Origin of the sequence: Nocardia sp. NPDC047038, from assembly GCF_040644075.1 — a bacterium.
GTDB classification, from domain to species: Bacteria; Actinomycetota; Actinomycetes; order Mycobacteriales; family Mycobacteriaceae; genus Nocardia; species Nocardia sichangensis.
Window position 1 is genome coordinate 263,164 of the sequence record NZ_JBEYVQ010000009.1, and the last position, 19,599, is coordinate 282,762.

At 68.7% G+C, this 19,599-nt stretch carries 11 protein-coding genes (1 of these 11 only partly in view); 3 read left to right on the forward strand and 8 right to left on the reverse strand.

Translation table 11 applies throughout. The annotated features are described in order from the left end of the window. The 8 genes from ABZ824_RS27280 to ABZ824_RS27315 form a co-directional block, all read right to left on the reverse strand. Nucleotides 1–2,584 carry the 5' portion of an amino acid adenylation domain-containing protein gene (locus ABZ824_RS27280; protein WP_356966278.1) on the reverse strand. Its footprint begins 593 nt before the window's first position, so only the first 2,584 of its 3,177 coding nucleotides appear in the window; the start codon lies at nucleotides 2,582–2,584; the stop codon falls past the left edge of the window. Continuing rightward, a complete protein-coding gene (locus ABZ824_RS27285; protein ID WP_356966280.1) occupies nucleotides 2,581–8,925 on the reverse strand; it encodes an amino acid adenylation domain-containing protein in 6,345 nt (2,114 codons plus the stop codon). Before ABZ824_RS27285 ends, ABZ824_RS27280 begins: the two co-directional genes overlap by 4 nt. Beyond that, complete coding sequence (locus tag ABZ824_RS27290; RefSeq protein WP_356966282.1) at nucleotides 8,922–11,360, reverse strand: penicillin acylase family protein; 2,439 nt, start codon at nucleotides 11,358–11,360, stop codon at nucleotides 8,922–8,924. Before ABZ824_RS27290 ends, ABZ824_RS27285 begins: the two co-directional genes overlap by 4 nt. Continuing rightward, a complete protein-coding gene (locus ABZ824_RS27295) occupies nucleotides 11,360–12,670 on the reverse strand; it encodes a condensation domain-containing protein (RefSeq protein WP_356966283.1) in 1,311 nt (436 codons plus the stop codon). The genes ABZ824_RS27290 and ABZ824_RS27295 overlap by 1 nt, the downstream gene beginning before the upstream one ends. Then, nucleotides 12,667–12,912, reverse strand: a complete 246-nt coding sequence (locus ABZ824_RS27300; protein WP_356966285.1) for an acyl carrier protein — start codon at nucleotides 12,910–12,912, stop codon at nucleotides 12,667–12,669. Before ABZ824_RS27300 ends, ABZ824_RS27295 begins: the two co-directional genes overlap by 4 nt. After that, on the reverse strand, nucleotides 12,909–15,263 hold the full coding sequence (locus ABZ824_RS27305; RefSeq protein ID WP_356966287.1) for a peptidase domain-containing ABC transporter: 2,355 nt from the start codon (nucleotides 15,261–15,263) through the stop codon (nucleotides 12,909–12,911). The genes ABZ824_RS27300 and ABZ824_RS27305 overlap by 4 nt, the downstream gene beginning before the upstream one ends. 95 nt (nucleotides 15,264–15,358) lie before the next feature. Further along, a complete protein-coding gene (locus ABZ824_RS27310; protein WP_356966289.1) occupies nucleotides 15,359–15,565 on the reverse strand; it encodes a hypothetical protein in 207 nt (68 codons plus the stop codon). A 358-nt stretch (nucleotides 15,566–15,923) separates the two neighbouring features. Further along, complete coding sequence (locus ABZ824_RS27315) at nucleotides 15,924–16,265, reverse strand: hypothetical protein (RefSeq protein ID WP_356966291.1); 342 nt, start codon at nucleotides 16,263–16,265, stop codon at nucleotides 15,924–15,926. Between the two features lie 857 nt (nucleotides 16,266–17,122). On the opposite strand from ABZ824_RS27315, the gene ABZ824_RS27320 reads away from it, so the two are divergent. From ABZ824_RS27320 to ABZ824_RS27330, 3 genes are all read left to right on the forward strand, one after another. Continuing rightward, complete coding sequence (locus ABZ824_RS27320) at nucleotides 17,123–17,536, forward strand: hypothetical protein (RefSeq protein ID WP_356966293.1); 414 nt, start codon at nucleotides 17,123–17,125, stop codon at nucleotides 17,534–17,536. A gap of 274 nt (nucleotides 17,537–17,810) precedes the next feature. After that, complete coding sequence (locus tag ABZ824_RS27325) at nucleotides 17,811–18,743, forward strand: tyrosine-type recombinase/integrase (protein ID WP_356966294.1); 933 nt, start codon at nucleotides 17,811–17,813, stop codon at nucleotides 18,741–18,743. 197 nt (nucleotides 18,744–18,940) lie between these two features. Further along, nucleotides 18,941–19,516, forward strand: a complete 576-nt coding sequence (locus ABZ824_RS27330; protein WP_356966340.1) for a PfkB family carbohydrate kinase — start codon at nucleotides 18,941–18,943, stop codon at nucleotides 19,514–19,516. Nucleotides 19,517–19,599 lie beyond the last annotated feature (83 nt).

The window sequence follows — 19,599 nt, forward strand, 5'->3', positions numbered from 1 at the left end:
GAAGCGCGGCCTCCACCTCGCCGGGTTCGATACGCACCCCGCGCACCTGCACCTGCGTATCGCGGCGACCGAGGAAGAACAGGCGACCGTCGCGGCGGCGGGCAAGATCGCCGGTGTGATAGACCCGCCGTCCGTGCGCGTGCGGATCGGGGCGGAAGTTCGCCGCAGTGCGCGCGGGATCGCGCAGGTAGCCGCGGGCCAGGGTGTGGCCGCCGATCACCACCTCACCGATGACTTCGGGCGGTACGGGGCGGCCGGCGGAGTCGGCGACCCAGACCGCGGCGGGCGTGATCGCGGTGCCGATCGACGGTGTGGCCCCCACCGTCTCGGGTACGACGGCGCGGGTGGCGTAGGTGGTGGCCTCCGACGGGCCGTACAGGTTGCGGACCTTCGCGTCGGGGTGGGCCGCGCGCAGAGCGCGCACCAGGTCGGCGGTCAGCGGTTCGCCTGCCAGGTTGACCGCGCGCAGGCCCGCGGGGATGGCGCGCGCGTCGAGCAGCGCCTCGACCGCGGCGGGCACGGTGTTCAACAGTGTCGCCTGCCCCGCCCACGGCGTGCGCCCGGATTCACCCAGGGTGAGCGCCGATTCGGCCAGGACGACCGTCGTCCCTCGGGTCAGGGGAACGAACAGTTCGAAGATCGACAGATCGAAGCCGATCGATGTGGTCGCGAGCACCACCGACAGTTCGTTTTCGTCGAATTCGGCGTGGCACCAGCGCACGAACGCGGCGGCGCCACCGTGTTCGATCGCCACGCCCTTCGGCGCGCCCGTCGACCCCGACGTGTAGAGCACGTAAGCGAGCGCCGCGGCGGGCACCGGCAGTCCGAGATCGTCGGGCGCGTGCCGGATCAGGTCGGGATCGTGCGGTGAGACCACCACCGGTACCGGGAGTTCGGCTCCGGAATCCGCGTCGGCGATGGCCAATTCGACTTCGGCGGTGGCGAGCAGGCCTCGAACCCGCTCGGCGGGTTGATCCTCGGTCACCGGCAGGTACGCCGCACCCGCCTTGAGCACGGCCAGCAACGCGACGACGAGTTCGACCGTGCGCGGCATCAGGACCGCGACCACGCTTCCGGCCCGGCAACCACGTCGCCGCAACTCGCGGGCCAGCCGGTTGGCCCCGGCGTTCAGGGACCGGTAACTGACGTGCCGGGTGCCTTCGACCAGCGCGACCGCGTCCGGTGCCGCCGCCACGGCCAGTTCGAACAGACGATGTACCGGCGGCGTATCGCGATACCGCCCCGGATGCGTCTGCCCACGCAGCCGGGCCAGATCCCGCGGCCCGAGCAGGGGCAACCGGCTCACCGCGGTATCCGGCTCCCGAAGCGCCCCGTCCAGCAGGGTGCGCAAGTAGCCGGTCACCGTGGCCAACAGGGACTTTCCACAGTGTGCCGCGTCGGCGTCCAGGATCACCGCCGGACCGGCGGGACCGTCCGTCACGGTGACGGTGAGCTCGTATTTGGCCCCCGCCGGCGCCACCTCGATGACCTCGCCGCGGATTCCGGGCAGTTCCGGCGCGGCGGGTCGCTTCTGGTAGGCGAGCAACACCCCGAACAGGGGGGTGGAATGGCGATCTCGGGGCACACCGGCCAATTCGACGATCCGGTCGAACGGGGTGTGCCGGTATTCGAGCGCGTCCAGGACCAGATCACACATCTGTTCCACCAGGTGCTCGAACGACGGGTCACCGGACAGCCGCAACCGCAGCGGCACCGTGTTCACCGCCATACCGACCACCGAGGAACTGTCGTCGGTACGTTGGTCGACCGGTGTACCGATCACCAGATCGCGCTGTCCGCCGAATCGGGTCAGCAGACAGAACAACGCGGTCGCCACCACCGCGAACCGGGTGACGCCCAGGCGGTGACACAACCGATCGAGCCGCGACTGATCGGCGACGGTGAACCGACTGCTCACCACCTCGTCGGCCGCGGCGGACGAGGCGCCGAACAGCCCCGTATACGCGGGAACGTCTCGCACGACGTCGCGCCAGAACGGCGTCCCGGCGTCGGCGAGTTCCGGCTCTCGACGTACCAGGGCTTCGAAACTCGGTGCCGGGTCGCGCAATTGGTCCGGTCGACCGGTTCGGGCCGCCCGATACGCGGCGCTCAGTTCGGCGCACACCAGCTCGAGCGACGCGCCGTCGAACACGATGTGGTGCGCCGCCGCGACCAGTACGGCCCGCTGTGGCGTGGGCCTCAGCAACCACCAGGCGAACGCGGGTTCCGCGTCGAGCGCGAACGGTCGCCGCGCGATGGCGCGCAGCATCCGGTCGACGTCCGCGCGCCCGCAATCGACCAGGCGCAGCGGGGGAATCGGCCCGTCGAACCACTGCCACGGCCGGTCTGCGTCGACGCCGAACCTGGCGCGCAACGCCTCGTGCCGACGACCGATCCGCGACACCGCCGCGCGCAGCGCGACGACATCCAGCGGACCGGTGAGCTCGATCGCGCTACAGATGTTGTAGGCCGCCGAATCCGGCGCGAGCTGATGCAGAAACCACAGCCGCCGCTGCGCGGACGCGAGCGGGCTGCCCGCGTCCGACGTCGCGCCGCGCGGTGATTCGACGGCCGATCCGATCATGAGCGAGCGACCTCGACCGACACCGGTCGGGCCTCGTCGACCACCCGGGCGAAATCGGCCACGGTCGGGGATTTGAACAGTCGGCGAACCGACAGTTTGACCCCGAATACGCGGGTGGTCGCGGCGATCACCTGCATGGCCCGCAACGACTCGCCGCCCAGTTCGAAGAACAGGTCTGCGGTACCGACCCGGTCCACCTTCAGCACCTTCGCCCAGATCGCCGCGACGGCCTGTTCGGTCTCGGTGCGCGGCGCCACATATTCGCGGCGTCCGGCGAGATCGGCGCGGGTGGGTTGCGGCAACGCGCGCTGGTCGACCTTGCCGGTCGGGGTGAGCGGCACACTGTCGAGCACCACGCACGCGGTCGGCACCATGTACTTCGGCAGCCGGTCGCGCACGTACTGTTGTAGTTCGGACGCGTCGGGACGCCCCTGCACCGTCGGGAGCAGATACGCGATCAGCGCCTTGTCCGAAGGGGTTTCGCCGCGCACCGTCACGATGGCCCGGCTCACCTCGGGGTGGGTCTCCAGCACGGCCTCGATCTCGCCCGGTTCCACCCGGAACCCGCGGATCTTCACCTGATGGTCGGTGCGACCGAGGAACTCCACCTGTCCGTCGTCGAGGAAACGGCCCAGATCGCCTGTCGCGTACCGACGGTCGCCGGCTGCGGCGGGGTCGGGTCGAAAGGCCCGCGCCGTCTCCGCAGGCCGCCCCGCGTACCCGCGGGCCACCCCGGCGCCACCGATGTACAGCTCGCCCGCCACCCCGACCGGCACCGGCCTGCCGTGCGGATCGAGCACCTCGGCGCGCACGCCCGCGACCGGAGTGCCGATCGGCACCTGCGTGCGGTCGGTCGGGTCGCCGGGCGCGGCGAACGACACCGTCGACCAGACCGTGGCCTCGGTCGGCCCGTACTCGTTGGCCAGTCGCGCCGACGGCGCCGCCGTGGCGCAGGTGTCCGACAGTGTCCGCGGGCACGGTTCACCGGCCGCGACGATCGTGCGAAGGGAATCGAGCCACCCGCGCTCGGCCTGGTCGAACAGCGGCGCCAGCAGCGACGGGATGGCTAGCGTATGGGTGGGTCGCTGGCGTGCGACGACGGCGGCCAGACTCGCGGGTTCGATCTGCAACCCCTCCGCGGGCAACACCAGGGTGCCGCCGCGGGTGAGCGTCCAGAAGATCCCGGCCACCGAGCTGTCGAACGCGAAGGAGGACAGCAGCAGGAATCGTTCGGGGTCGGTCCCGTACGCGGCGGTGCGCGCCGCCAACGACGCCACCACATTGCGATGAGTCACCACAACACCTTTGGGCTGCCCGGTGGAACCGGAGGTGAAGATCACGTAGGCGGCGTTGTCGGGGACCGTCCCGGCGGCCACCGGATGCGCCGGACGGTCCGCGCAGAACATCAGGCCCGGATCCACCGCGAGCACGTCGGCCCGGTCGCCGAGCCGGTCCCGCAGATGTCGCTGGGCCACGACCGCCGTCACGTCCACCGCGGCGAGCAGGGCCGCGATCCGCTCGTCCGGCTGTCCCGGATCCAACGGCAGGTAGGCGGCGCCGGAGGCGAGTACGCCGACCAGACAGACGATCTGCTCGACCGACCGCTCCGCCAGCACCGCCACCGGGCGCTCGGGCCCGGCACCGCCCTCGCGCAGCGCATGCGCCAATCGGTTCGCCCGGCGATCCAGTTCACCGTAGGTGAGCGCCGAACCGTCCAACTGTACCGCGACCGCGTCGGGGCGCAGTACGGCCTGCTCGTGGATCAACTCGTGCAGGCATCGCTCATCGGGTACCGCCCGCGGCCCGGCCACGAAACGCTCCAGCGCGGCCCGGTCACGCGCGGACAGCAGCGGCTCGGTGTCGTACCGCGCGTCCGGGTCGGCCGCCATCGCCGCGAGCACCTGGGCGTAGCAGTCGCGAACGCTGTCCATCAACTCGCCGGAGAATTGCAGGCCGTCGTACTCGATCCTGACCTCGAGGTGACCGGTGTCCCGATTCAGCCGGAAGATGCCGCAGAACGGGAAGGTCGACTCGCCGTACAGTTCGTCGGCCACGTGCTCGACGCCGCGATCCTTCCACCGGTCGAGCACGCCGAACACGTGGTAGTTGGTGAAGAAGAACAGCGCCTCGGCCAGCGGCTCGTTGCCCTGATGGCGTTTGAGCTCGGCCATCGGCAGCCGCCGGTACGGCAGCGAGGCCTGTTCGGCGACCAGCGTGGCGGCGATCAGGTCGCGCCAGGTGCCACCGGTCATCCGTACCCGCAGCGCCAGACTGTTGACGAACAGCCCGATCGCAGTACTGCCGTCGGCGGTTTCGGGCCTGCCGTTGGTGACGGTGTAGGTCAGCGTGTCCTCGTGCCCGCCGTAGGCCGACATCACGGCGAGGTGCGCGGCCATCAGCACGCTCTTGAGCGGCACCGCCCGGGCCGCGGCCAGTCCCTTCAGCCGCTCCGACAACTCCACCGGCACCGGCACCGCGATCCGGACGATCTCGCGGTCGCCCTTGTCCGCGCGCGGACCACCCGACATCCTCGGCAACCGCATCAGCGTGGCGTCGGCCAGGTAGGAATCCCAGAACTCGTAGTTGCGCTGGTCCTCGAGCGCCGTCAACTCCAGGGCGACCGCGTCGCGCATGGTCGATGTCGGCGGCCGGATCGCGATCGGCTCGTCGAAGACCAGCGAGAAGTAGTGACTGAACAACTCGGTGATCATCAACGCCTCGCTCCAGCCGTCGACGATCTCGTGATGGAAGCCGTAGGTGAACTGGAACAGATCCGGCCCCAGTTCGTGGATCATGAAGCGGATCAGCGGATATTCATCCAGTTCGAATCCGCGCTGTTTCTCCCGGTCGATCCATTCGTCGATCCGCGCGCCCTGCTCGGACTCGCCGAGGTCGCGCAGATCATCGTGGTACAGCGGCGTCGCGTACTCGCCGTGCACCAGTTGCAGCGGCCTGCTGTAGGTGGCCATGTCGAACGAGGTCCGCAACATGGGATGGCGTTCCAGCAGTTGGCGGATCACCGTGCGCATCACCTCGAGATGCAGCGGCGCCCGCAGGCGCACCGAGGCGATGGCGTGGTAAACGGCCGACTTCGCCGCGAAGTCCCGGTGGAAGATCATGCCCTCCTGCAACAGGTTCAGCGGGAACGCGTCCTGAACCTCCGCCGGCAAACGTTCACGATCGGCCGGGTCGATCAACTCGAACGGCTCGGTCGCCGCGACCGTCTCCGGCGCGGTGCGGCCGTCGAGATGGGTCGCGCACTGCCGCACGGTCGGAAACCGGTGCAGATCGGCGACGGTGACTTCGACACCTCGGGCCTGCGCGCGACTGGCGACCATGACACTGCGGATCGAGTCGCCGCCGAGGGCGAAATAGTTGTCGTCGATGCCGACCCGCTGGACACCGAGCACCGTGGCCATCGCCCCGGCCAGGATCTCTTCGGTGGCGGTACGCGCGGCGACGAAGGCCGAGAACTCCGGCTGCCTACTCGCGGGCCGGGGCAGCGCCGCCCGATCCAGTTTGCCGTTCGCGGTTTCCGGCAGCGCCTCGAGTATCATGAAGGCCGCCGGAATCAGCTGCGCGGGCAACCTGTTACTGCAGAATTCGGCCAGTACGCCGGGCTGCGGCGCCGCCCCCGGCGCGGGTACCACGTAGGCGACCAGCATCGGTTCACCGGCCAGCGGCGAGGACCCGCCGGGATCCTCGTCGGTGCGGGCCGTCACCACCGCCCGCACCACGGTGTCGTGGTCGAGCAGCACCTGTTCGATCTCCGCGGGTTCGATGCGGACGCCGCGGATCTTGACCTGTTCGTCGGCGCGGCCGAGATATTCCAGAATTCCGTCGGGCCGCCTGCGAGCCAGATCGCCGGTCCGGTAGTACCGCCCGCCGTCGAGAACGACGAAGCGCCGCGCGGTCTGTTCCGGCCGAGCCAGATAGCCCTGCGCCACCCCGGCGCCACCCAGGTAGATCTCGCCGACCATGCCGTCGGCGACCGGCTGCCTGCGCGGATCCAGCAGCGCCACCTCGGTATTGGCGATCGGCGAACCGATCGGCACCGGTCCGGTGTGCGGAGTGTCCGCACCGACGAGATAGGCGACGCTGCCGACGACCGTCTCGGTCGGCCCGTACTCGTTGACGACGCGGGCCCCGCCCGCCCGGAACAATTCGACGCTCTCCGCGCGCAGGGCCTCACCGCCGACCACCAGGGTGCGGACCCGGCCGGTCAGCTCGGCCGGATCGAGCAGTTGATTCAGCACGTCGAGGTGGGTGGGGGTCAGCTTGACCAGGGTCAGATCGGTGCGTGCGCGCAACTGCGCCACCAGGCCGTTCAAGCCCGCGCGCTCCGGAACCAGGATCACCCGCTGCCCGGTGGTCAGCGGAGCGAGCAATGTCGTGAGCGTGAGATCGAAACCGATGGAGGACGCGACAACCGCGCCGGATCCTTCCGCCATCCGGTAGGTCCGCGCCGCCCACGACAGGTAATTGGCCAGACCGGCGTGGGTGAGCTGGACGCCGTTGGGCGCACCGGTGGTGCCGGAGGTGTACATGACGTAGGCGAGGCCGTCCATGTCCACCCGCACCGGATCGGCGGGGGCGAGGCCGTCCGATCCGCTCGATTCGTCGTCCACCGCGAGCATCGCCGCGCCGCCGGGATCGGTGCGGTCGAGGCGTTCTCGTTCGGTGAGCAGCACCGTCGCCGCCGTCTCCGTCAGCACGAAGGCCAGTCGGGCCGAAGGATGTTCGATATCGACGGGGACGAACGCCGCCCCGGCTCGCAGCACGGCCAGCAGCGCGACCGGCAGCGCCGCAGTGCGCCCGATGTTCACCACGACCCGGTCACCCGGACGCACTCCGAGCTCGATCAGCCGGGCCGCCAGCCGCGCGGCTCGCCCATCGAGTCGGGCGTAGGTGAGTTCGCCGTCGGCGGCCTCCACCGCGACGGCGTCGGGTGTGCGGCGCGCCTGCTCGGCGACGCCGATGTGCACCGGGTTGTCGGGCACGTCCTGCACCGGTCCCCGGCCCGTCGCGGCGGCCCGCTCCCGCTGCGCGACCGGGAGCATGCCTAGCTGGGTCACCGTCGCCTCCGGGTTCGCCACCGCCGCGGCGAGCAGCGCGAGCAGGCATTCGGTCAACGATTCGGCCACGCCCGCTTCGACGCGCGCGTCGTCGTAGCCGGTCTCGATGTCCACCCGCCCCGCGCCGAGCATGAAACGGATCCGGACCATCGCGTCCGCGGACGCGTTCTCCGCGACCGGGGTGAACGTGACCGCATCCGCGGCCTGCGGCGACGCGATCTCGGTGACCTCGACGGCGAACGAGGTCCACGGCTCGGCCGCGATCCCCGGCCGCGCGGCGGGATCCAGATGGTCGATACGCGCGACCCATTCGGCGCGCCGCGCGGCGGCCTCGCCGACGGCGGCCCGCACGGGCAGTTGCCCGTCGAACGCGCACACCATCGGGACGACCCGCTCGAATCCGCCGACGGCCTCGCGCAGGGTGGGATGCGAGCGCGCGGCGGTGACCGCCGCGACGCTCACCGGCCGCTCTCCGGCGAACCGCCACACCAGCACCTCCGACAGTCCGGCGAGCAGCTCCGATGTCGTGTGCTCCCACTGTGTCGCGAGGAAGTTCAGCCCGGACCACAGTTCGCCGGTGACCGTCGCGTGACTCGAACGCCAGTCCCCCCCACCCGAACCCGCCGTGCCGCGCCACCCTGCCTCGGTCGCCTGATCGAGGTATCTCGTCCACGCGGCACGGTCCGGTGCGTGTTCCGCGTCGGCCAGCAGTTCGCCGTGCCAGGTGGCGAAGTCGGCGTATTGCAGGGGCGGTTCGGCATCGGCTCGCGCGCCACCTTCGTAGCGGGCCACCACCTCGCGCGACACGACGCGCAGCGATTCCGGATCGACCACCAGGGCGTGACCGGTGAGGATCAGCCACGAGCCATCCCTCCCGGTCGCGAGCAGCGCGCGGAACGCGGGGCCCGCCACCGGGTCCAGCGCGGCCCGTTCCCGCCGGCAGATCGCCTCCGGGCCCGCCGCGGGCGATGTCGCCCGTACCAGCGGCGCCGCGGTGTCGTCGATCACCTGCACCGGCAGACCGCGTCCCGGTCCCGGGACGAACCTCGTGCGCAACGCCTCGTGCCGGTCGGCGACCGCGCTCACGGCGGCGGCCAACCGATCCGCGTCGAGCGGGCCTTCGATCTGGACGGCCAGTTGCGCGAACGGTTCCACCCCCGAGGCGATCCGCCGTGCCCAGACCCGCCGCTGGGTCGGCGCGGTCCGGAATCCGGTGCCCGCCCCATCCGCTCTCGATGAGACCGGATTCGAGCTCACTGTGGTCACTGCGTTGTTCCTCCCTGGCTTCGGGGTTCTCCGCCACTGACGGCCTGCACCCGCAATGCGGAATCGGTCGCGATCTCCTGCTCGGTGAACAGGCACTCGCGCAGGGCGTTACGTGCGAACAGATCCTGTTGATCGGCGAAATACGGCGAGGCCGGATCGGTGGACTGGGCAAAGGTGAGCAGTCCCCTGGCACGCGGTCCACGGTCGGTGAACTCGACGGCGAGCACGAAACTGGTGCCCTCGTTCACGACGTAGCCGTCGGTGGTCAGATCACTGTCGTGAAGCGGCTGTCCGGCCGAGAGCACCGGCTCCCGTGATGTGCCCGGCCGCGGGTTGTACCGGACGATGTCGGTCACGCCCAGTTCGTCCACGGACCCCGGCACGGGAAACCACCGATCCCCCTTGCGGGTGCGCTGCACCTGTCCCAGCGGCACGTCCACCGGCAGACCGGCCGCCGTCATGCTCCGCACCGCCCCGGCTAGCGCCGTACGCGCCAGGGCGGGATCCATGCGCGGGTCGCGCGGTGTGCCGAGCGGATCGGCCGGGTCGAACCCGGTCGCGAATACGGTGCTACCGGCGCCGAACATGTCCGGGTAGGACTTCGACAACCCGCGCATCGTCTCCCGCCACAGCACCGCGCCCCGACTGTCGACGTCGAATCCGCCGTCCCATTCCGACAGCACCGCACACCCTTTCGTCAGATCGACCGGCCCTTCGGGCAGGTTCGTCGTCGTCGCGGCGGTGTCCGCGCAGGCGGCGCGCACCACGGGCAGCAGCAGCCGCGAAACGAGCGACCGGTTCGACAGGGCCGCGGCGCTCAGCTCGGACAGGTCGATCTTGCGGTCGGCGCCCGCGACCTCGCCCAGCCTCGCTCCGGTGAACATCGACCCGGTCAGCCGGGCACGCGGGTCCAGTTCGGTGCGCTCGGGGCCGAGCAGCGGGGTGTAGCCCTCGAGCCTGCGGGACGGATGCGCGACCCAGTGGCTGTTGTTCGCGTTGAACACCACATCGCGGTCGGTCAGCCGGGGCCAACCCCGCGGCGGCAGCAGTCCCGGGGCGGGCGCGCCGTCCTCGACGCGCCAGTCGTTGTCCGGATCGCTGCCGTCGAGCAGCCGCAGCGGATCCGTCTCCCAGGCCCGCACCGCCGCGGGCCCGAGATTCGGTGTCGCCGACGCGTTACCGAACCAGACCCGGCCCGCGCTGTCCGCCGCGACGGTCTGCACCCACGCGGTGCCGTACCGCAGATGTATCCGCTCGGCCTCGGCCACATCCCGGGCGCGGTCTAGCGCCAGCCAGAACGGCAGCAGCCGGTCGTTGTCGAGATTGGCGTCACGCAGGGTCACCGCGTGCCGCGCCGTCCAGTCGAGCCGAGGAATCTCCGCGCCACCGGTGAGCACCGGCCCGTAACGGGTGGACCACAGGGTTCGGGTCACCCGCTCGAGCCGCCCGTCCGCGGCGAGCACATCGATGACGACGTCCTTGCGCCCCATCTGCTCGACCGCGTCGCCGATCCGATAGCTGGTGGGGTCACCGGGAGTCAGCTCGACCGAGTACAGCGCGAACCGATAGCCGGGCGCGACCATATGCGTCCAGGCCAGGTTGTCGTTGAACCCGATCTGTATACCTGGCATCCCTCCCAAGCTGACGCCGTAGACGTTCAGCATGCCCGGGATCGTCAGTTGCGCCTCCCAGAAGCGGCTTTCGCCCTGCCAGGGGTAGTGCGGACCGGCGATGAGCGCACCGCGCCCGCTCGCGGTGAGTTCCCCACCCAGCGCCCATCCGTTGCTGCCGAGGCCGTTACCGGTCGCGGCGGGCCCGTCGAGTCGCGTGTCCGGGCTCTGACGCTGTTCCTGCGACGGTCCGTCGCCCGGCGGCCTGGCCGCCGCGATCGCGCGCAACAACATGCCGCTGCTCGCGCTGATCGCGAGATCCCGCTCATAGGCCAGTATCTCGACCGCGGTGACGGGTCCGACCCACTCCTGCCCGGCACACCAGCCCCGCGCGCCGTGCCGAGCCAGCGCCGAATTGAACCCCGCCGCATAGCCTTCCACCATGGCGCGCGCGTCGGCAGGCAACCGCGACAGTTGCTCGAGGCCGCGTCCGATCAGATCCAGTCCGCGGTAGGCGGCGTCCGAGGTCAGGTTCTCCCCGTCCCCGCCGCCCCGGCCGAACCACCGTGACCGCTCCGCGCGCACCTTGACGATCTGATCGACCAGATCACACGAGCGATCCTCGGCGTAGGCCCAGCCCTGCCCGAACCCGAGCCCGCCGTAATCGAACGCCAGAATATGCGCGATCCCATGCGAGGTGCGCCGGATGACCGCGCGGTAGCCCCCGTCCCCCGCCACGTCCCGGTAGTCGACCGGCGCGGGCGCGGGGGAGACCGTGGCCAGCAGCACCAGCACGAGACCCGCGCACCACAGGAACCGACGCATCAGCCCCTCCCCACCGCGGTCCCCGACGGACACAGCCGCCGGATCGCGCCCGCGAGAATGTCGCGTGCGTGGGATTCGGCGATGCTGCTCGGTCGATAGCTCAACCGGATGTCCAATCGCGGCGCCGACTCCACGATCTCAAGCGACAGCGCGGCGGGCAGCCACCCCGCGCCGTCGTGCGGCGGATGGAAGTGCCCCGAACGCACCCGCAGATCGCCACCGACACCCGGCGCCGACGAAACCGCACGGGCCGGAATGTAATTCACGAGGATGTCGAACACTCGTCCACCGTCGGCGCGGGCGCTGTCGAACAGCGTTTCGAACACATCGAACTTGCGTCGCGGCTCCATGTGCGCATGTGCCGACGCCGCCAGGGTTTCCCGGCGGACCTGGTCCGCGATCGAGTGCCCCGCCGCTCGATCCAGCATCAACGGGACGAGACCGGCGAACATCCCCACGGTGCCCCGGTCGGCCTTGCGCCGCGAATCCGCGAATGTCCACAGACAGATTCGCTCCGAACCCGACACCGCCAGAAGGGATTCCGCGAACGTGGCGATCACCAGCTGCGCCATCGACATCCGGCGCGACGCCGCGGCCGCGCGGAGTCGCCGAAGCGGATCGTCGCGCAGTGCCTCCGACAGCGTCGCGCTGTCGCCGAGTACCGGCATGCTCGAACCGGATTCGGGAAAACATCGACTGCTCGGGTAGCGCCGCAGCACGGACCGCCACCAAGACGAGTTCTCGTCCAACATGCCCGGCGTGACCCGGGCCCGCTGGCGGCGTGCCGCGGCCAGGAAGGAGACGGATTCCGACGCAGGGGCACGATGCGCGAGAATTCGCGCCAACTCGCGTTCGATGAGGAACAGGCCCGTGCCGTCGACGACGAGGTGGCCGAAGGTGAGCAGCAGCGCATGGTGGTCCTCGCGCAGCCGCAGCAGCCGGAATCGAAAATTGCCGGCCGCCCCCGTGCCGAGGCGATCGTTGAGATCGGCGGCGTAGGTCAAACCGACGTAACGGGCGAACTGCTCGCGATCATCGGCGCGGACCTCCCGCAACTCGACGATTCGCGCGTCCGCCGTCGGTGGCTCCCACTCCTGGTGCGCCGAGCCGCCCTCGGACACCACCCGCACCGCCAGCGCGTCGTGGCGCTCGACGACTTCCCGCAGCGCCGATACCAGCCGAGCGACCTCGAGCCGTCCCGAGATCTCGTAGGAGATACCGACATTGTCGTATCCGCCCGTCTGCCCGGCGCGCAGGTAGACGTCGTGCTGCTCGAACGTCAGCGGTGCGCGGTCGATCCCGGCCGTCACAGCGCGGCCCCCACCAGATTCGCCACCGACCGCACGGACACACCGGCCTCGAGCAGTTCCAGCACGTCGATGTCGACTCCGCTCCAGTGCCGGACCATTTCGATGATCTCGACCGCGTCGGCCGAGTCGCCACCTATGTCGAACAGGTCCGACTCCGGTTCGACAGGGCGGCCGAGCACCTGTTCGAAGATCGAGGCGACCCGCGATCGCACCGAATCGACGGTCTCCGTTGAATCGTTCACGACGCCGGAACCCGTCCCTCGGCGGCGCCCGCGACATCCCGCGCGCTCTGCACGTCGAGTTCGTCGGGGGTGCCCTGCCACACGATCTCGCCGTGGCGCAGCACGATGACCGAATGCGCGCGATCCAGCACGCTGAGCCGATGCGCCACGACGATCAATGTGATTCCGGTGTCGATGAGTTCGGCGAACACCCGTCGTTCGGTGGCGGGGTCGAGCGCGCCGGTGGCCTCGTCGAGAATCAGCAGGCCGGGTTGTTTGATCAGGGCCCGCGCCAGCGCGATGCGCTGCCGCTGACCTCCTGACATGCCCGAACCGGACGGTCCGACGGGGGTGTGGTAACCCAGCGGCATCGCCATGATGTCGTCGTGCACCTGAGCCTGTTCGGCCGCCCGCCGCACATGTTCGGCGGTGGCCATCGGCGCACCGAGGGTGATGTTGTCCAGGATCGTTCCCGCGAACAGTCCGGCGTTCTGGTTCACGTAGCCGATCCCCGACCGATACGCGCGCACGTCGATGTCCGCGAGATCGATGCCACCGACCGATATCCGGCCGTCCTGCGGTGTATGCATGCCCGCGATCAGCATCGCCACCGTCGATTTGCCCGAGCCGGACGCGCCGAGCACGGCGAGGAATCGACCGGCGGCCACATCGACTGAGACATCGCGCACCGCGGCATCGTTGCCCCCGGGGTAGCGGTAGCCGACCGATTCGCACCGCACGGAAAAGGGCCGCTCCGAGGGAGCTTGCCCGCGGGTCGAGCCCCCACCCTCCGGATCAGCTGTCAGCATGTCGTCGAGCCGAGCGAACAATCCGCTCATCGAGGCGAGTTGCATTCCCGAATTCAGCAACGTCGTCGCCGGGGCGAACACCCCGATGGTCAGCGCGGTGAACGCCAATGTCTCGCCGAGCGAGGCCGTCCCGTTCAACACCGCACGCGTACCGAAGAGCAGCAGCACCAGTGGCGCCGCGAACAGCAGGGTGTTTCCGCACGCGGCGAACAGGTCGAGGCTGCGCCGGGTCAGCAACTTCATGTTGACCTCCGAAACCAGCGTGTGGCTCCACCGTTCGGCCGCGATGTCCTCGTCGCCGCCGCTTTTCAGGGTGGCGATGCCATCGAGGAGATCGATCAATTCGTCCTGACTGCGCGCCTGGCTCTCCAGCACCTGCGGACCGAGATGCGCCTGATTGCGCCAGCCGAACACCAACACGGCGATCTGGATCACGAGCAGCGCCGACGCCACCAGCGCCAATCTCGCGTCCAGAAACCACATCACGACGAAGTAGCCGAGCATCGCCACGGAATCCACCGCCGCCGCGACCACTGTGATACCGAGCACCTGGTTCACGGCGCTCACGGTGCGCACCCGCATCGCGAGATCACCCGGTCGTCGCACCGTGAAGTACTCGTAGGGCAGTGAGACCAGATGCTGCAGCACCCCGATCGTCACCGTTTTGTCGGCCCGCGCCTGATGGCCCGCGAACATCCAGGACCGTATCCATTGCAGGCCGAACACGAGAGCGATCAGCAGCGCCACCACCACCGCGAGCCGCCCGAGGGACGCCGCACCCCGCTGCGGCAACACCGTGTCCACGACATAGGCCGTGGCTCCCGGCATGGCGAACTGCAAGGCCATCAGCCCGAACGACACCAGCGCCAGCCGCGCCAACGTGGACCGGTCGGGCACCATATAACGCAGGCTCCGCCACGACCCCCGCCGCACGCCGACACCAACCCGAGGGGCCCGCAACGGGGGCGAGAACTCGATCGCGATACCGGTGAACGATTCGGCCACCATCGGATACGACAGTCTCCGCCGCCCGTAAGCGGGGTCGACCACGAAGACCGAGGTGCGAGTCGCCCGCTCGAGCACCACGAAATGTCGGAACTCCCAGAACAGAATCGATCCCGGTGGCAGCGCCCGCAACGCGCCCTGCGTCACCGAGACGCCGCGCCCGTGCAGTCCGTAGCCGCGCGCCACCTCGAGCACGGTGCGCGCCGAGGTCCCCCGAGGACCGGAATCCACCTGCTCGCGCAGACGCGCCAGCGGTACGTCGACACCGTGGTAGGCCAGCGTCATCGCCAAACAGGCGGGTGCGCAGTCACTCGCCTGCGTCTGCGGCCGATACGGAATGCGATACCGAAATCCCCTGGCGTCGGCGCAGAATTCACGCACGGTTCGGCGCGAACTCGCCCACGTTTCATCGTGGCCGAGAACCGGCCCGAGTAGCCGATCGCGACGCAGCGCCCGAATAGCTTGAGCACGAAATATAGCCGCCGCCGGTGCTGCCGCACCCCCGTGTGCGGCAGCACCACCGCGGTCTTCCTCCGCTTCCGGTGTTTTCTCCGGCATTCCCCGCCCCGTGCTGTTTCGTGCCCGAATATCGATGTTCGCGTCGCGCCCGCGGAAATGCTGGTGGCGAACGAGCTCGCCACCAGCATCTCGACTTAAAGCCCGACGGGCGCCGGCGAAGATGGGTTATTCGCCACTTCGTAGGATCCGCCCGTGATCTCTGCCAACTGGTCATCCGACAGATCGCGAATATCGACGATCTCGAAGTCCGATTCCATAGTGCTTCCCTCCTTTCCATTCCGATCCAATTGCCGACATGCGCCGACGTTTTCGGTGATATCCGGCGCATCGCTGAGCGACACCGCGCAGATGGGCAGCGGTCGACATACTGTTCGAATTTCCAGCAATCAAGGCGATCAGCACTGGACTTCTCGTACCCGAACGCTACGTCCCGAGGTCGACACCGACAACCAATCGGCCGACGCCGCACCGAAAACGACTAGGTCACAGCGCCTTTTCGACTGTCCGGTCCGGACAGTCGTCCCACCGAGTGGCCACCTCGCGCACCGCAGATCGTCACCGGTCACGAGACAGCCCCCTACCGGACTCGCTCAGGACCCCGGCTCATCGTCTCCGAGGGCGCGACGACCGGAAGCGCCGCTTCCTCGTCGGCCCCACCGCAGGCCTTGACGGTTGCGCGCGGATATGCGGAAACTGTTGCTAAGCAAAGTGTTTCGGGCAGGTCGCAAACTTGATCGCCCGGCGGCACAGCGAGCCAACCACGCCGCGAAGATTGGTCGACTGCTCGAACGTGAGCGTGAACTGTGGATGGTCGCCACAGGCACGGTGGGCCGCATCCGCGATGAATGCAGGCTGCACCGGGCTACTTGCCCCGTCGTAGACGATCCGGTCGAGCGTGAGGTGAAGTCCGTCAATCGGCGTCGCGTCGAAGTAGGCCGGATCGATCGCCTGCCGGCACGTTTTCGTCAGGGCGTGCAGTTCCGGCGCGTGCTCGAACGTCAGGAACCAGTAAGTGACCGAGCGGGCCGCTGTGCCCTTCACGAGGGTGCAGGCGTACGTCGTCTGTCGTGCTCGTCATCGCTCCTCGTGGCCGCTTGCCAGTACATCCTCCACCGTCCGCAGTTCCGGTGTCGTTCCCCACCAGCCGTTCGACGGTTTCCAGCCAACGCCGACGCCTGCTGCGCGGCCACCCCGACCAACTCGCCTTGTTCGTCACCGAACAGGCACCGTACCGACGGTTGGCCATCCGGCCGCGAAGCCTCTCGAATCGGGCCACACTGAACGGCGGGGTTTGTTGACCAACCCGTCGGGGTCGACCCGACCCCGACCCCGACGGAGAAGGGAGGAGATCGCAGTGCCGCTCCTCTAAGACCTGGGTGCGAAGGTGTAACCAACGCAGGGAATCTCATACCGGCATGGACCGGCCCCAAGAGTTGCAGGAACATCTTTTGACCGATCGACTCGGATGTCAAGGTGGCCGAATGACCTCCGTATTGGTTCGGGCTGGCGTCGACCAGCGTGGACCGGCATCGCTCTACATCGCAACTGACAGCCGCCTGAGCTGGTCTCCCGGAGGGGTCAGATGGGACCAGGGCCGCAAGGCATTCGCTTGCGTTGAGCAGCCGTTTATCTTCGGCTACTGGGGCGACGTATTGTTCCCGGCACTTGCTCTACCGTTGATACAGGATCAAATCAACCGAGGACTGGTTGCTGCGACTCCAGGATTTCGTGCGCATGGAGTGATCGAACACGCCCTCCGAGGACTTTGGTCTGACTACCCGGCTCGCCAACGCCGAGAACTCGGAATCGTGATTGGCAGCCGATCGGGCACCAAAATGGAATCCCGGTTTCTCCTAACGGTCATGAGTTACTCGAAGACCGGCGACAGATAGGATGTCGTGCAGATTCCGATGCCCGACCACTCCGCCGCGCTGCACATCGCAGGCAGCGGTGCCAATGAGATCCGCAAAGCTCAACAGTTCTGGGATATCAGCCAAGCCAGAAACACAAGTCGGGCTGTCTTCGGTGCATTCTGTGAATCGCTCGCAACAGGTGGCGACATCAATTCTGGTGGAGCTCCGCAGGTCGTCGGGCTTCGTCGGATTGGCCCTGCGATGACTATCGGTGTCGTCTACAAGGGTCGCAGATACATAGCGGGCCGCTCGGTCAGCCCGTCGGAAGCTGAGTCTATGACCGCCTTGCCTTGGTCCAATGAGCTGTTCGAGATTGTTGATCCGAAGCGGAAGAAGCGTAGAGTCGGAGCCCAGGTTCACTTGCCACGAATTGGCGATCCGGCTCAGAGGCATATTTGACCTGGATGCGCCCCCACGCGATGATTGCTGAACGAGACTCTTCGGACCCGGATTTCGCTCTTTGTCTTAGACATTGTCTCATGTCGCCTCAAGGAACGCGGGATCGTTGGGCGCACCGTCCATCTCACCCTCACCGCGCTCACCGTCTTCTACACCTGGCTCGGCCTGGGCGCGCCGGCCACACCGCGGGTGGTGGTGGAGCCGATCAACCCCCGCACCCTCGGCCCCGCCGAACAACGCGCCCTGCTGCGCGCCGCGGCGGCGCGCGTTCGCGATGATCGTCCTGGGCCTGGACGCCCGGCCACGGAAGTCCGAGATCGCCGCCCTAGCGTTGACCGGCCTGGATCTGGCCGACTGGCCCGGCGCCCTCGCGATCACCGCCGCCACCGGCAGCACGCGCACCGTGCCGTTGCAGCCGGGCACCCGCGCCGCGCTGGTCGCCTGGCTGGCCGAACGCCGCCGCCTGCTACGCGACCACCCCGAGCGGGTCGCGCTGTTTCTCACCGAGCAGGTGCCGCACCGGCGCCTGGCGGTGCGCGCCGTCGACGACGACGCCGTCCGCGCCGTCGACGACGACGCCGTCCGCGCCGTCGACGACGTCGGCGCCGACGCCGGCGTCGATGTCTCGCCGGGCACGCTCCGCGCCACTGCCGAACAGCGCATGTTGCGCGAAGGGCTGCCCCCGGCGGTCGTCGCTGCCCGGCTCGGGCAGCAGGCACCCGACCGCGACCGGGTCCGGGCCCTGCTCGGCGACGCCGCGGCGCGTCCGCGTAACCGTCTCGCGCTCAACGGCAGTGAGCATCAGCCCTACACCGAATCCCGCGGCCGCTACTGGGATCTGGCGGTGACCGAGCCCCCCACGAGCGCGGGGATCTCACGCTGCTTCGCTGCGCTGTCGAAAGCCATCGCGCGTCGCGGCGCGATCGCCGACAGCATCCGGCCCGTATCGTTGAGGTGGAAGCACGACAACGTGGCGGATCTGATCCTGCGGTACGAGGACACCGGCCGGTGCTACCAGCTGGAAACGATCGTCCCCACCGACAGCGACCTCGACAACGGAAACTACTTGCTTCCCGCACACTTCGGCACCGGTCTGCCGGTGAAACTATCCAGCCCCGAGCAATACGCCGCCGGAGCAATCGCTCACCTGCGAGACATGGGCGCCAACGAAATCCCGAACCAGGGACAGGTAACCACATGCCCATGACATCGACCGCAGCCCTAACTCCGGGGCGCCAACGCCACCTGGGATGGGTGTACCTGTCAAGGCGCCAGGCACAGCGGCGCGGAATCCGGCGGTTATGCCCTGGCTCACGTGACCCTGCAGTGCACCGCCGAAAATCGACTCGGCACCCGTGACGGGACCCAGTGGATTGGTCCACCGGGTCTGTGAGTCAGTTATCGGTGGTCGCAGGTTGCAGCGTATCCGGCCGGGGTGCGGTAGCCCAGGGCGGAACCTTCTCGAATCGTCTCGCTCGTCACTTCGCGGTGCAGCCGGTCGACGAGGTGGTGGACCCGACTGGCGCCGGCGATGCCTTTACGATGTACTTCGCAGCCTCGAAGGTCACTGGATCATCGATCGAACGGGCAATAAAGAATGCCCCTGCAGCCGCGGCTTATTCGATTCAGCGGTCCGGGGATGCGAGTCCATGCCGCCCGGTGCCGTTGGCCGGTAGAGACGTAGCCCTCCCAGGTGCCGGTTATCCCGTCAGGCGAACAAGCCCGCAACCCGGTCGACTGACGCAACCAGTCCTTGAACTTCGCCCGGTGCCGGTCCATCTCGTGCCGGTTCAGCCTCGTCCAGTCGCTCTCCCGTCGAGTCCTACCCACCATCTGGTCCCTCTCCTCCAGTCCCGGTTTGCCCCGCCGACCAGCCTTACCCACCCAACTGTCTGCACTACCTCGAAAACCGCTGGTCGGCGGGGCAAGCCGGGGCGAACGGCAGGTTGCGGATGGCAGTCCATACACGGCTGTCCGTAGTTGGCCCTGGTTCGACCCACCGCAAGCTAAGGCACTCGAACCTGACGGTTGCTAGCGGCTCGAAGCGGTGATCACGCGTTCGC

Coding starts and splice junctions, on each gene's coding strand:
- ABZ824_RS27290 (WP_356966282.1), bottom strand. CDS start 11,360: ATGCGTCGGTTCCTGTGGTGCGCGGGTCTCGTGCTGGTGCTGCTGGCC.
- ABZ824_RS27325 (WP_356966294.1), top strand. CDS start 17,811: ATGATCGTCCTGGGCCTGGACGCCCGGCCACGGAAGTCCGAGATCGCC.
- ABZ824_RS27305 (WP_356966287.1), bottom strand. CDS start 15,263: ATGCCGGAGAAAACACCGGAAGCGGAGGAAGACCGCGGTGGTGCTGCC.